Source organism: Methanococcoides sp. NM1, assembly GCF_900774285.1.
In the GTDB taxonomy this organism is placed as follows: domain Archaea; phylum Halobacteriota; class Methanosarcinia; order Methanosarcinales; family Methanosarcinaceae; genus Methanococcoides; species Methanococcoides vulcani.
The window spans coordinates 50,880-64,309 of sequence record NZ_CAAGTW010000003.1; the positions used below are offsets into that span (position 1 = coordinate 50,880).

General features: G+C 40.3%; 12 protein-coding genes. 10 read left to right on the forward strand and 2 right to left on the reverse strand.

What is annotated here, in order from left to right; all coding sequences use genetic code 11:
* Window positions 1–5: 5 nt before the first annotated feature.
* Genes hemC through E7X56_RS03760 form a run of 3 tightly spaced genes read left to right on the forward strand, consistent with a single transcriptional unit; the run spans window position 6 to window position 2,639 of the window.
* Window positions 6–935, forward strand: coding sequence for a hydroxymethylbilane synthase (gene hemC / locus E7X56_RS03750; RefSeq protein ID WP_135605002.1), 930 nt, complete (start codon window positions 6–8; stop codon window positions 933–935).
* A 22-nt stretch (window positions 936–957) separates the two neighbouring features.
* Complete coding sequence (locus E7X56_RS03755) at window positions 958–1,860, forward strand: dihydroorotate dehydrogenase (protein ID WP_135605004.1); 903 nt, start codon at window positions 958–960, stop codon at window positions 1,858–1,860.
* Window positions 1,860–2,639 carry a dihydroorotate dehydrogenase electron transfer subunit gene (locus E7X56_RS03760; protein ID WP_135605343.1) on the forward strand — a complete coding sequence of 260 codons (780 nt, stop codon included), beginning with the start codon at window positions 1,860–1,862 and terminating at the stop codon, window positions 2,637–2,639. Before E7X56_RS03755 ends, E7X56_RS03760 begins: the two co-directional genes overlap by 1 nt.
* A 36-nt stretch (window positions 2,640–2,675) precedes the next feature.
* Here E7X56_RS03760 and E7X56_RS03765 read toward each other — a convergent pair whose 3' ends face one another.
* Together E7X56_RS03765 and E7X56_RS03770 are read right to left on the reverse strand one after the other, a co-directional pair.
* Window positions 2,676–3,038, reverse strand: a complete 363-nt coding sequence (locus E7X56_RS03765; RefSeq protein WP_135605006.1) for a hypothetical protein — start codon at window positions 3,036–3,038, stop codon at window positions 2,676–2,678.
* 418 nt (window positions 3,039–3,456) lie between these two features.
* On the reverse strand, window positions 3,457–5,694 hold the full coding sequence (locus E7X56_RS03770) for a hypothetical protein (RefSeq protein WP_135605008.1): 2,238 nt from the start codon (window positions 5,692–5,694) through the stop codon (window positions 3,457–3,459).
* Window positions 5,695–6,215: 521 nt separating this feature from the next.
* Here E7X56_RS03770 and E7X56_RS03775 point away from each other — a divergent pair.
* From E7X56_RS03775 to E7X56_RS03805, 7 genes are all read left to right on the forward strand, one after another.
* Window positions 6,216–6,542, forward strand: coding sequence for a hypothetical protein (locus E7X56_RS03775; protein WP_135605010.1), 327 nt, complete (start codon window positions 6,216–6,218; stop codon window positions 6,540–6,542).
* A 76-nt stretch (window positions 6,543–6,618) separates the two neighbouring features.
* Complete coding sequence (locus E7X56_RS03780) at window positions 6,619–7,089, forward strand: GyrI-like domain-containing protein (protein ID WP_135605012.1); 471 nt, start codon at window positions 6,619–6,621, stop codon at window positions 7,087–7,089.
* Window positions 7,090–7,262: 173 nt separating this feature from the next.
* Window positions 7,263–8,048, forward strand: a complete 786-nt coding sequence (locus tag E7X56_RS03785; RefSeq protein WP_167879438.1) for an HNH endonuclease — start codon at window positions 7,263–7,265, stop codon at window positions 8,046–8,048.
* A 334-nt stretch (window positions 8,049–8,382) separates the two neighbouring features.
* Window positions 8,383–9,603, forward strand: a complete 1,221-nt coding sequence (locus tag E7X56_RS03790) for a peptidase U32 family protein (RefSeq protein WP_135605016.1) — start codon at window positions 8,383–8,385, stop codon at window positions 9,601–9,603.
* A 64-nt stretch (window positions 9,604–9,667) separates the two neighbouring features.
* On the forward strand, window positions 9,668–10,099 hold the full coding sequence (locus E7X56_RS03795; protein WP_135605018.1) for a nucleoside deaminase: 432 nt from the start codon (window positions 9,668–9,670) through the stop codon (window positions 10,097–10,099).
* 272 nt (window positions 10,100–10,371) lie between these two features.
* Window positions 10,372–12,240 carry a DNA topoisomerase VI subunit B gene (locus E7X56_RS03800; RefSeq protein WP_135605020.1) on the forward strand — a complete coding sequence of 623 codons (1,869 nt, stop codon included), beginning with the start codon at window positions 10,372–10,374 and terminating at the stop codon, window positions 12,238–12,240.
* Between the two features lies 1 nt (window position 12,241).
* On the forward strand, window positions 12,242–13,363 hold the full coding sequence (locus tag E7X56_RS03805; protein WP_135605022.1) for a DNA topoisomerase IV subunit A: 1,122 nt from the start codon (window positions 12,242–12,244) through the stop codon (window positions 13,361–13,363).
* The last annotated feature ends 67 nt before the right edge of the window (window positions 13,364–13,430 follow it).

A 13,430-nucleotide genomic window follows, 5' to 3' on the forward strand; every position in this document is an offset into this window, starting at 1 on the left:
ACAAGATGATACTAGGAACCCGTGGAAGTGCTCTTGCCCTTGCCCAGGCAGACCTTGTGACCAGGATGCTTGAAGAACGCGGTTGTGATCTGACAAGAGAGATCATTAAGACATCAGGGGATGTTTTCACAGATCGTCCTCTTCATGAAGTTGCTGGTGTGGGTGCTTTTGTCCGTGAACTTGACGACAGGATGATCGAGGGTGAAGTGGACATCGCAGTTCACTCAATGAAAGACCTTCCAACAATAAGACCTCCTGAGCTTGCTCTTGCAGCAGTTCTGAAGCGCGATTCTCCTTATGATGTGCTCCTTACCATGGATGGCTCGACACTGGATGACCTTCCGGATGGTGCAGTGATCGGTACGAGCTCAATGCGCAGGCGTGCACAGCTTCTGCGTTATCGCCCGGACCTCAATATACAGGACCTGCGAGGCAATATCAATACTCGTATAAAGAAACTTGAAGATGGATTGTATGACGGAATATTGCTTGCCGAGGCAGGCTTGCAGCGCATGGGATGGGAAATGGATGTCCATCGCCTTCCTCCTGAGGCATTCTGTCCTTCTGCAAATCAGGGAACTATCGTTGTTGTCACAAGGGCTGGAGAAGAAGCTGAAAAAGAATGTTCTGTTCTGAACCACGACATATCAAGGATCGAAACCGAAGTTGAACGTATAGTGATAACGGATGTGGAAGGCGGTTGTGTTGTCCCTATTGGTTCGTTCGCACGTGTGAGCGAAGACGGGGATGAGATTCATGTGCTTGTTGAAGTGCTGTCCCTTGATGGTACAAATGAAGTGCGTATCGACGAGATGATCCCTATGAAGAACTACCGTGAACATGCTGTCGGCATTGGAAGATTGCTGGTGGAAATGGGCGGTAAGGAACTCGTCAGTGATGCTGTGTGTCAGCTGTCCGGCTGTGACGATGAGTGATCCGGATCGGAAGTGAAATGTTATGGTAAAGATCACAGGCATTGAATTCAGGAATCCCACAATACTTGCATCAGGTATCATGGGAACAACAGGTGCCTCTCTTGTACGTATGGCTAATTCCGGCGCAGGTGCGGTCGTGACCAAATCGATCGGACCGGAGCCGAAGACAGGACACCCAAATCCCAGCATGGTCAAGCTGGACTGTGGCTTTTTGAATGCCATGGGTTTGCCAAATCCTTCCTATGCAGATTTCAATAATGAGATAAAGATTGCAAAAGAAGGCGCTGACGTTCCTGTGATTGCAAGCATCTTCGGTGGCAATGCCGAGGAATTTGTAAGGGTTGCGGAAGGTCTGGCAGAGGCAAAACCTGATGCTTTTGAACTTAATGTCAGCTGTCCCCATGCGGAAGGTTACGGTGCTACTATTGGAACCGATTCCTGTATAGTGGAAGCGATCACTGCTGCTGTATGTGATGCGGTGGATGTGCCGGTCTGGGTAAAGCTGACCCCCAATGTCACTGATATAAGGTCCATAGGCAAGGCCGCCGAGAACGGCGGTGCCGATGCAGTTGTCGCTATTAATACCCTGCGTGGAATGGCAATTGACATCAATTCCGGTTATCCTATACTTGGCAACAGGTTCGGTGGACTTTCCGGTCCAGCGGTCAAGCCCGTTGCGATCAAATGTGTCTATGATCTATATGAAACACTGGAAATACCTGTCATAGGTGTCGGTGGAGTATCTTCATGGGAAAATGCAGTGGAAATGATAATGGCAGGTGCAAGTGCTGTTCAGATCGGTTCTGCTGTCCATGAAGGTGTAGAGGTCTTTGGAAACATTGCAACAGGCATAGAGCAATTCCTGCAGGACAACGGATATGCTGGTGTTGAAGATATTACAGGGCTTGCCCATGGGGTGATATGATGCGTCCGATAAATGCAAAAATAATACAGATCGTAGAGGAAACTCCTTCCATCAGGACATTTAGGTTCGATACATCTCTTGATGATGCCCAGCCGGGTCAGTTCGTAATGGTATGGATACGCGGAGTGGACGAGGTCCCTATGGGTTGCTCTTTCAAGAACGGAATTACTGTACAGAAAGTAGGTGATGCCACATCCCGCCTTTTTGAGCTGAAAGAAGGCGATTCCGTCGGACTTCGTGGTCCTTTTGGAAAAGGCTTCACATTACCTGCAAAGGATGAGAACATTCTGATAATCGCCGGGGGTGTTGGTGTCGCCCCTCTGGGTCCGCTTGCTGACAGTGCTGCTTCTGTCGATGCAAAGGTTACAACGATACTCGGTGCAAGGACTGCATCAGAGCTTGTTTTTGAAAAGAGGTTCTCTGAGGCAGGTGACGTTCACCTGACAACAGATGACGGTTCTGCCGGAACATGCGGTTTTGTCACAACTGTCCTGGCAGACATGGACGTGTCTGTTTATGATCGCATATGTGTGTGCGGCCCTGAGATAATGATGTTCAATGTCCTTAAGATGTTACAGGAAAAAGGTGCACATGATCGCGCAGAGTTCAGTCTCCACAGGTATTTCAAATGTGCAATTGGTGTGTGTGGTGCCTGCTGTATGGATCATGAAGGTCTGAGGGTATGCAAGGACGGGCCTGTGCTGAACGGTTCCTTACTGTTGGATTCAGAGTTCGGGAACTACAAAAGGAGTTCCAGCAGTCAGAGGATTAAGGTCTGACTTGTATCGTCTGACCACAAACCCCTTTTATTATTTTTAGTGTGCTACGATCTTCTCTTCAAGATGCTCTTTTGCCTTTGAGAGCACTTCATTGAAAAGTATCAGTAGGTTTCCTTCAAAGACCATCAGGTCAATGTTATATTGTTCTCCTCTGGAAGCGTATATTGTTGTCAGTTCCAGGTCCTTTTCAGCTTCTGACCTGATAGATTCAAAAGGATGGTCCCAGTCTGTGGACTTTTTGTATGCAATAATATTTTCCAGTGTATTCTCATCAAGATAGGTTCCCACCCAATTGACCAATTGATCTCGGTATCTGTTTGAGATCCAACAGTTTTGCAAGTAAGTCATTGCATGGGTCTTCGCTTCATTAGAGCTTTCTATACCGTCAATTTCTATCATGGTTACTACCACCATTTTTAGTATTTATGGTACGATGCAAAATATCTGCAGAGACAATTGTACTATTAATATATTCTTTTACACAGAATATATATGTTTTTCTTTGGTACTTAATTTTGGCAGTGGTTGGGGTGTATGAGATGTTTGGATTTTAGCTTTTGCATGAATAGTCGGGGGTATATGCAAAGGGAAATATGGCAACGATATTTGTAATAGTTGGCGTAGTTACTTTAACCGCCAGATTAAAAATTAGAAAAATGTGATTTGAATAAATATGATGTTTGATTTCTTCAACACTTAGTACATAATATCAAATGATGTTGAAGAATAAAATTGTACTTTTTGTATATTTATTATTTCAATCCTATCTTAAAAACAACATATTTTTAAGGAAGTTGTTTTGTTAATTTAATTAAGATTAGTCGCTTTTAATTAAGATTGGCCCATTTTGAAATTTATTATCATTAACTTCAAAATATTTACTTAAATCAACAACATTCTTTTCAAATAATGATTCCTTTGTGAGAATAAAAGCTGGTATATCCAGATTTTTTGTTTTGATGTGGCTAATTAGATCATTGATTTCTTGTGATTCGCAACTCTTGAGTGTTGAAAATAGTACCAAATCTGCATTTACTATTCGAGCTACATTGAGTAATTTATCAATTTGCTTTATGTCAAAACCTCTATCTGCTTTAACTTCTGCTAACCCAATTTTCTTTCCGAATGTAAATATTATATCAATTTCTGCTAACAAATCAATTTTCTCATAAATATCGGAATCAAAAATAAATCTTTTTCCAGCAAATTTTTGATTAAATATGATGCTTGTTGTAAGCAATACAGGTAGAGCTCCTTGATCGACAGCATTAGCAACTAATTCATTTAATCTAAAAGAATCATCTAATATATTTTTCTTCGAAAAAATAGGTATATTTATTGAATTATTACAGCAGTAACATTTCATTTCGTTTGTTATTGATGTTAAAGGATACCATAACAGAGAATTACAAGATGAGCATTTAAAACTTTTACCACGCAATAAAACATTCATTTCATATAACTGTTGTATTATACTGTAAAAATCACTTTTTTCTTTTCCTATATTAGGAGCATAGCTAAGTAAATTTTTAGTTTCAACAATTGTATTAGAACTTATTGTATTTATTTCATCAAGATTTTTTTCGATTAGCTCAACAATTTGTTCTATCTCTATATTGTCACCCACATCTTTCGTAACTTTTTGTATCAACCTCTCTAATCTTTTCGGTGTGAGCCTTACTAAAAAATCAAAAATATTTTTGTCTCGTAAAATATCGATTTTTTCAAACCCACCAATAAGATTTATTAGTTGATTTGTAATTTGAGTTCCATTTGTTTCTTTCAATTCTAATTCATGTTCTTCAAAAAATGTTTCAAATATACTTTTAACATCTGGAATTTTCAATTTAGCAACATAAGGTTCATTGTTAAGTGGAACAAAATTGCTAAATCGAACTGATAATCCGTTCGAACTTATTCTAGAAAAATTATGCGAATCAATGCTAAAATCTGAACTGTTTGTAAAAAGTTCTCCTAATTTTAAGCTGTTAGGAAGAAATAAATCTTCTAATCCAGTAATTTCTAAAACCAGATTAATATTCAACCCATATGTAGAAAAGAATTTTTCGCTAGGATGCTTAATTCTAAATTTATTATTAAGTATAGATACATTCTGTATATGCTTAAAGGAATTCCATTCCATTTTTATATTGTTAAAATAATATTTGGAATTATCGATTTCAGTTAGATCTTTGTTTGTTTCATTTATTTTTCTTTTAAATTCTTTCACTGAATTTTCAGCAAATATGCAATAGTTAGAGAAATTTTTCAAATCTTTTTTATATTCATCAAATAATTCTAATGGTAACCAAATGTTAACATTGTATGGATATGTTGCCCTTACATTCCAAAAATAAATCATACTATTAATGTTATTACAATCTCCAAAAATAACAGTTGGCTTCTTTTTATAATACTGTTCTTTATTAAAATCGATTGACCATATGTCTATGCTTTCCTGACTTCTACTCAGTCCTCTAAATAGAAATAATAGAGAATTAGTTTGTTTTTGTGCAATTTCAAAAAAAGTAGATATTGAATCTAAATTAACTAATTCTACATTTTCAAAAAAAGCTTCGTCCTCATATCGAGTATCATTTTTAATCAATCCATAATTTAAATGATACATTAAATTGTTTGAATCTTTTTTTTCATCAAAACTAGTATAAATTTTCTTAACAGCATTGTCAAACCCATATTTTGAAAAATCAAAAAAATTATCTAAAATAAATAATGGAATTGAAAATCTATTATAATCAAAACTATTATTTTTGCCATCAACAACTAATGTTTTAAAATTAGATTTTAAAGATTTATCATCAATTTTGGAATAATTTATTACAATGTCTGGATCATGATTTTTAATAAATTCTATTGTATTTTTTGAAAATAAGTCTTCGTCATTAGTTAGTATCAGATTGAAAAATCCCCCTATCTCAGAAGAAAAATGTTTGATTATTGAGATTAGATTTTCATGATCATCCTTTTCAATGATACAAAGTTTTTTTATAGGTCTTATCTTTGTTGAGATTGTTTCATTTCTATACATTACCATATTCTTCCTTTGTATATATCAGTAAATTATCAAATCATCCAATATATTTATTAATCTTAAATAAACTACTTTTAAGTTCTTCCAAGTATAATCCTTTTCCTGCACTCTACCTTATTGTGATCATATAAAACTCAAAAGTAACCTTCCTTGCTCCAGTAGATCTCAGACTCAAGGATAAATTCTCAGTGCTGATTAAGTCTTTGCTATCCATAACTCCCGATTCTATCGAGCTCATAGCAAAATCAACAATAAACTGGATTGCTACCCTCTCAATATTTGTATTCCTTGGCTTATTGTTCCAATCATGGTCCATGTTTCGCAACTGAAATCAAATTTAGTCAGATACTCTTTGAAATAGTAGTTACTCCAATCTTTATCTTAAGTAATGATCATTTTCTTCAGCGATCATTCCATGTTTTGTCCAGATACATGCATTGTCTTAGATCCTTCAACATCCAATCTAGCACAAGCACCAATTTTATTTATACAATTATGGGTTTTAGTGCTACATGGAGAACTACATGAATAAAGCAATTTTCAGAGATCTATTCATCTTTGCACTTGCATTGATGCTGGCAGTATTTTTCTGGAAGAACAACCTTTTGCTAACTTTTCTGATATTATCAATATATGGTATTCGTCAATATTTCTGGTCTGCAAAAGGTGATAATATCATCTATATCTCGGGTATCCTCCTTGGCTGCACTGCCGAGTTCATCGGTACTCATCTTGGTGTCTGGACATACTCAGCTCCCTTGTTCCTGAACATTCCATTATGGCTTCCATTTGCATGGGGTCTGGTATCTGTAATTATAATCAGGGTTTCACTTCCATTTATTGAATCCTGATCTGCCAAAACTTCGAACCAATTCAATGTGAATGCCTATAAATAATTTCACTACAATTCTTTTGTGGGGTATTAAAATGTCTGACATGGATATCGTTGAAGTGGAGCCACAGCTGGTAATTGGCATGAGGAGGACTGGGAAGTATGAGCAGATCGCAGTAATGCTTCCTGAACTTTTCCAGTATACTTTTGATAAGGGTATTGAGATCACAGGTGGTCCAATATTCGTCTGTCATGAAGCAGGCGAAGAAGAGGCCATGAAAGCTGATGCTGAAGGAACTGCTGACGTAGAGGTTGCTATTCCTATAGCGAAGAATGTCGAAGATACTGACAAGGTGAAGTGCTATGAACTTCCCGGTGGGAAGATGGTAAAGACCATTCATAAAGGTCCTTACGAGGATTGTGGGCCAACGTATCAGGAACTTTTTGCATGGATCGCTGAAAAAGGATTGACTATAACAGGGCCAACAAGGGAGATCTACCTGAACGACCCTGCAGAAGTTCCGCCTGAGGAGATCCTTACTGAAATTTATGCACCGGTGGATTGATTCTGTCGGACTTTATTTTTTTCTTTAGTATTTAATGGAGAAACCGATTATTGATTCCATGAAAATTATCTTTATGGGAATCTTTTTATTTCCGATCATTCTTTATAAATATTGTAAAGTGTAATATTTACCAATTAAAATATTTTATGTCAACAAATAGGATGTTAGTGACAATGCGCTGCTTGTTTTGCAAAAAAGAATCTACAACATCTAAGAGCGTTGAACATATCATTCCAGAGTCACTCGGGAATCTGTCGCATATTCTGCCAAAAGGCGTAGTTTGTGACAATTGCAATAATTATTTTGCTAGAAAAGTCGAAAAGCCATTTCTTGAACTGCCAGCTATGACTATTCTACGATTTAATCAAATGGTACCAAATAAACGTGGTAGTACTCCTCCAGTTTCAGGCTTTCTTATGCCTTCTAAGTGTCCGGTTGTACTCCAAAACCATTTAAAAGGACCCTCTACTATTTCAGTAGAGGTGCCCGATGAAGTATTTGAAAGTTTGCGTAACTCAAATAAAATGAGTGTAATTCTTCCAACTGAAGCTCCTCTGCCAGAAGGCCCAATAGTTTCAAGATTTTTGTCAAAGGTTGCTATTGAAGCTATGGCATTGAAATTGGTTGACCATCCTAAAGGATTAGAATATATAGTTGATGAAAAGCAACTTGATCCTATCCGCAACCATGCACGCTATGGACAAAATACTGAATGGCCATACCATTCTCGGAGAATTTATGATGCAAACAAGGGGTGGAGAAACAAAACAGGTAAAAACATACAAGTAATTCATGAATTTGATATATTCAAAACTGAGGATGGAGAATATTATTTTGTTATTTGCATATTTGGGTTGGAATTTTCAATCAATTACGCCGGTCCAGAAATAGAAGGCTATACTAAATGGTTGAAAAATCATAATGATACAAGCCCCTTATACTCGAGAAAAAAACCCTAAAGACAACTATCATTCTGAGATTGCTAGTCATGAGTATCTATGATAAAAACGCAAAATCTATTATTACTACTTTGTTAACAGTTTGGAAGTCCTAGGGGATATTAAAAAACTGAAAAAAGTGTGTTCTTAATCATAAGACTCAAGTAGGGATTAGAAGGGAATGTATTTTTGTTACTGCATCCCTATTTTTCAGTGTTCTTGAAATCATCATGCTTTTATTATAGAGGAGTATTTTGGTCTGGATCACTCTCCTTTTTTTGTATTTTGTCAGCGTCTGCACGAATGCAGAACTCTGACAATAACTAATTTAAACCATCACTTACGATGCTAACCCATGGACCAGCCTGATAAATCCGGCAAGATTCCGGAACTTATGATGGGTGTAAAGAACCGTGCAGCCCTTTCTGCATGTAAGGATCATGCTGATGGCGTTTATTTTTCCGTTGATAGGTTCAGTCTCAGGGCAAGGGCCTGTGATATTACTCTTGATGACCTGAACTCATTTGTTACTGATGTTAAAGAGCAGGGCATGAATGCTTACCTTGCACTGAATACTGTGATCTATCCTGATGATCTTCCTGAGCTTGACGATGTGATCGACGCAGTGGCATCATCTGATGTGGATGCTGTCATTGCCTGGGACCCTGCGGTGATAACAAAAGCCGTGGATGCGGGTTTGCGGGTTCATATTTCCACACAGGCGAACGTGTCCAACTGGCAGACGGTCAATTTCTATGCATCTCTTGGAGCTTCCCGTGTGGTGCTTGCAAGGGAACTCAGTCTTGAGCAGATAAAGAATATCCGACAGAATACCGATACAGAACTGGAGGTTTTCATACATGGTGCCATGTGTCAGGCAATATCAGGCAGATGTTATCTTTCAGCCTACATCCTTGGCAAGTCCGGCAATTGCGGAGAATGCTCCCAGCCATGTCGCTGGGGCTGGAAACTGGTAGGTGAGGATGGAAGTGAAGTTGATGTTGAAGGTAAGTACCTGCTGAGTGCAAGGGATCTCTGCATGATAGAACATATTCCTGAACTCATCGATGCAGGTGTGGATGCTTTCAAGGTTGAAGGGCGTTTAAGGGATACGAGATATACTTCAACCGTTTCCCGATGTTATCGTGAAGCACTTGATGCATACAGGGATGGAACGTATAGTCGGGAGAAAGCCGCTGGCTGGAAAGAAGAGATGGCATCGGTGTTTAACCGGGGTTTTTCCACAGGCTTCTATTTTGGTGTTCCAGGTCCCGATGGCATGTATGTCGAGCAGGATATGAATATCTCTGTTGTTAAAAGACAGGCTGTAGGTGTAGTGACCAACTACTACAGGAAACAGGGTGCTGCAGAAATAAGACTTATGGAGTCTGGTCTTGAGGTGGGTGATGATATTATCATTGAAGGAAAGAATACCTATCTTGAACAGAAGGTCACAGAGTTAAGGAGTGATGATGGTCCTGCCCGGAGAGCTGAACCTGGGGATGAGGTAGGTCTTGCTGTCGAGGCGAAGGTACGTGAGAATGACAGGGTTTACAGGTTGGAAGTCCCGGATTAAATTCAATTGAGAAGTTATTTCTAACATTAAAGTATTTTTGTTTGAAGTATCTGGATGTGATGTTATGGATAAATTTATGCAAGTAGCAATAGATGAGGCAAGATTGGGACTTAATGATGGCGGAATTCCTATTGGTTCGGTTCTTGTAAGGGATGATAGTATCATTGGTCAGGGTCATAATTTACGTGTTCAGCAGGGTGATCCAATGGCACACGCTGAAATTTCATGCCTCAGGGATGCAGGAAGGATCGGGCATTACCGGGATTCAATTCTTTATTCCACTTTGATGCCGTGCTATCTTTGTGCTGGCGCTGTCGTTCAATTTGGAATAAAAAAGGTCATTGTCGGAGAATCCAGGACCTTCCCGGGTGCAAGGGTGTTCATGGAATCCCATGGGGTTGAAGTGGTCGACCTTGATGCCGATGAATGTGTATCCATGATGGAAGATTTCATTAATAAGAATCCGAAACTCTGGAACGAAGATATTGGTGAATGATCCTGACATGGCATGACATGACATGATCTGATCTATTCTGATATGATATGGTCTAATGCGGTGATCGGTGCAGTCTTCATCGATTTAACCTTTTTGTGGAAATATTTTGAAGAAATCGTTTTGTAGTACTCACACCGAAAGTTGTGATGGCTGCAAACTAATAAATATCTTGTATTCCTTTTTTTACTGATTACAGCAGTAGGCCCTGAAATTCTCAGGAAATGTACAGTCGTTATTCCTATCAGTTTTTACCATAGCAGGATGAATATTTTATGGCAGCCCCAATTGCAGAAGAACTTGCAAAAAAGCAACAAGCGATAAGTGTTGCGGAATTTTTTGAAAAGAACAGGCAGATCCTTGGTTTTGATTCAGCCCCTCGCAGTCTGATCACAACCGTAAAAGAAGCAGTGGATAACTCCCTTGATGCATGTGAAGAAGCGGAGATCCTCCCGGATATCCTGCTTCATATTGAACGTGTGGGAAAAGATAATGTTTCTGTGATCGTGGAGGATAATGGTCCGGGTATCGTTAAAGACCAGATCCCGAAGGTATTCGCAAAACTGCTTTATGGTTCACGATTCCATGCATTAAAGCAGAGCCGTGGACAGCAGGGTATCGGAATATCTGCTTCTGTTCTTTATGCCCAGCTGACAGCAGGTCATCCTACCAAGATCATCTCCAAGATAGGCAGCGGTTCCCCTGCTCATCACTATGAACTTATGATCAATACCAGTACAAATGATCCTGAGATCCTTCGTGATGAGGTAATTGACTGGGACCGTCCTCATGGTACACGTGTGGAACTGGAAATGGAAGCATCCTATGTCAAAGGACGCAGGCAGTCCATCTATGAATACCTGAAGGCTACTGCCATTGTTAACCCTCATACCAGACTCACATTGATAGAGCCGGACGGCAATGAAGTGGTCTTTGAAAGAGCAACAGACAAACTTCCTATACCTGCAAAGGAGATCCTGCCACATCCCCATGGTATCGAACTTGGTACGCTTATGAAGATGCTTCGCTATACTGAGCGCCAGAAGCTTGCACCATTTTTGCGATACTCTTTTTCCAAGATCGGTTTGCTCACTGCTGAGGAGATCTGCAAAGCAGCCGGACTTGATCCCGAGTTGCCTCCTTCGGAAATATCAAGGGATATGTCTAAGAAACTGCTGGATGCATTCAAGAAAGTAAAGATTATGTCTCCTCCTACCGATTGCCTGTCTCCTATCGGTGAAGACCTGATCTACAAAGGTCTTGAGAAAGAATTCAATGTTGACTTTATTGCAACCACCACCCGATCAGCTTCCGTGTTCTCAGGAAATCCTTTCGTTGTGGAAGTGGGTATTGCATATGGTGGCGATCTCCAGAAGGATGATCGTATCGATATAATGAGATTTGCTAACCGTGTTCCACTTCTCTACCAGCAGGGTGGTTGTGTAACAACCCATGCAGTAGAGGGTATCAAGTGGAAACAGTATGGACTGAACCAGCCCGGAGGCGGGATGCCTACCGGACCTGTAGTACTTCTTATTCATGTTGCATCCACCAATGTTCCATTCACTTCCGAGTCCAAGGATGCTATTGCAGAGATCCCTGAGATAAGGGATGAGGTGGAGCTTGCTATCAAGGAAGTGTCAAGGAAATTGAACCGTTACCTGAACCGCCAGGGTACATTGAAGAAGAGGCGGGAGAAAGAGGTCATAATTACCAAAGTGCTTCCTAAGATGGCACAAAAACTTGCTGATACCCTTGAGCGCGAAGTTCCTGACATCAATCCTGTGGTTGCAAAGGTCATGGGTAATCTCCTTGTGATGCGAAAGGTTGTGCAGAATGGTGATGGAGGGGTGAATGTTTCCGTAACGGTGAAGAACTATGGCAACAAGCTTGCTGAATTCAAATTGCATGACATGCTTCCCTATGAGATCAAGGATGTTGTTCCCGAACCGAAGATCATCTCAATGGGAAGTGATTTTGATTATGTGTGGGCCATGAAACTTTCTCCTGAAGCTTCCAAGGCAGTGACCTATGATCTTGAAACCATTGCCGAAGCTGAGGTAGCAAGGCTTCCGCAGTTGATCGTCGAGGGTCTTGAGGAAGAGCTTGTTACAGGTGCAAAAGCTATCAAAGGGGTGATCTGAAATGGCAGATGATGTCAATTCCAAATATTCAAAACAGAAAAAACAGCATGATCTGCTGGCAAAGAACCGCTTGCTCGGCTTGACCGAGAATTTGTATGACCAGTTCGTAGACGAGATCGTCCCGAACGTCAGTATTTCAAGTCGTACCAAGAACAACATCGAGTATAGTGAGAAAAGTGATGTCTGGGTCTATGGTGATCGTGAGACCCAGAGGACCGCCAAGACCGTCAAGGGAGCTTTCCAGCTTCTCAAGACCGTGTATTCGATCGATTTCCTGGTAAAGAACCATCTGGCACAGGACCGTGGTTCGACCTTGAGGGAGTTATATTACATCTCAGAGAACTGGGACATTGCCAAGTTCCGTGAACAGGCTGAGAGTAACAGGCTGATCGAAGACCTTGAGATCATAACAGCACTCCAGAGGGAATATTTCCACATGCGTCCTGAGGAGGACGGTGCTACCATGTTCGGTCCTATCAGGATACGGGAGGAAACAAAGCGTGGTGCACGTGTCATACATTGCCAGGAAGATATTGGCGAAAGTGGTTACCAGATACCATTCAATGTTGAGAATATAGAATTCCTTGACCACGATGCCAAGTTCATTATTGCGATCGAGACTGGTGGTATGTACGCGAGGCTTATTGAGAATGGCTTTGATGAAAAGTACAATGCCATCCTTGTGCACCTTAAAGGACAGCCTGCAAGGTCAACACGCCGTCTTATCAAAAGAATGAACGAAGAGCTGGGCATCCCTGTAGTGGTCTTTACTGATGGCGACCCGTGGTCCTACAGGATATTTGCATCGGTCGCTTACGGTGCTATCAAAAGTGCTCACCTTTCGGAGTTCATGGCAACACCTGCAGCCAAGTTCATTGGTGTACAGCCGTCCGATATCGTAGAGTATGAACTTTCCACTGACAAGCTGACCGACAAGGATATTGATGCATTGAGAAGTGAGCTGACAGATCCGAGGTTTGCAAACGACTACTGGAAAGAACAGATAAGCCTGCAACTTAGCATTAAGAAAAAGGCGGAACAACAAGCCTTTGCAGGAAAAGGACTTGATTTCGTGACGGATACTTATCTTCCGAACAGGTTGAGTGAGATGGATATTATCTGATCCATCCTTCTCTTTTTATTCCTTTTTTAGTTAGTTTTTTGATGAAATGATCTGAATGATAGGTTTG

Excerpts from the sequence above, each read along its gene's own strand:
- E7X56_RS03765 (WP_135605006.1), bottom strand. The coding sequence starts at position 3,038 with ATGATAGAAATTGACGGTATAGAAAGCTCTAATGAAGCGAAGACCCAT.
- E7X56_RS03795 (WP_135605018.1), top strand. The coding sequence starts at position 9,668 with ATGGATAAATTTATGCAAGTAGCAATAGATGAGGCAAGATTGGGACTT.
- E7X56_RS03770 (WP_135605008.1), bottom strand. The coding sequence starts at position 5,694 with ATGGTAATGTATAGAAATGAAACAATCTCAACAAAGATAAGACCTATA.
- E7X56_RS03775 (WP_135605010.1), top strand. The coding sequence starts at position 6,216 with ATGAATAAAGCAATTTTCAGAGATCTATTCATCTTTGCACTTGCATTG.
- E7X56_RS03755 (WP_135605004.1), top strand. The coding sequence starts at position 958 with ATGGTAAAGATCACAGGCATTGAATTCAGGAATCCCACAATACTTGCA.
- E7X56_RS03780 (WP_135605012.1), top strand. The coding sequence starts at position 6,619 with ATGTCTGACATGGATATCGTTGAAGTGGAGCCACAGCTGGTAATTGGC.
- hemC (WP_135605002.1), top strand. The coding sequence starts at position 6 with ATGATACTAGGAACCCGTGGAAGTGCTCTTGCCCTTGCCCAGGCAGAC.
- E7X56_RS03800 (WP_135605020.1), top strand. The coding sequence starts at position 10,372 with ATGGCAGCCCCAATTGCAGAAGAACTTGCAAAAAAGCAACAAGCGATA.
- E7X56_RS03790 (WP_135605016.1), top strand. The coding sequence starts at position 8,383 with ATGGACCAGCCTGATAAATCCGGCAAGATTCCGGAACTTATGATGGGT.
- E7X56_RS03785 (WP_167879438.1), top strand. The coding sequence starts at position 7,263 with ATGCGCTGCTTGTTTTGCAAAAAAGAATCTACAACATCTAAGAGCGTT.
- E7X56_RS03805 (WP_135605022.1), top strand. The coding sequence starts at position 12,242 with ATGGCAGATGATGTCAATTCCAAATATTCAAAACAGAAAAAACAGCAT.
- E7X56_RS03760 (WP_135605343.1), top strand. The coding sequence starts at position 1,860 with ATGCGTCCGATAAATGCAAAAATAATACAGATCGTAGAGGAAACTCCT.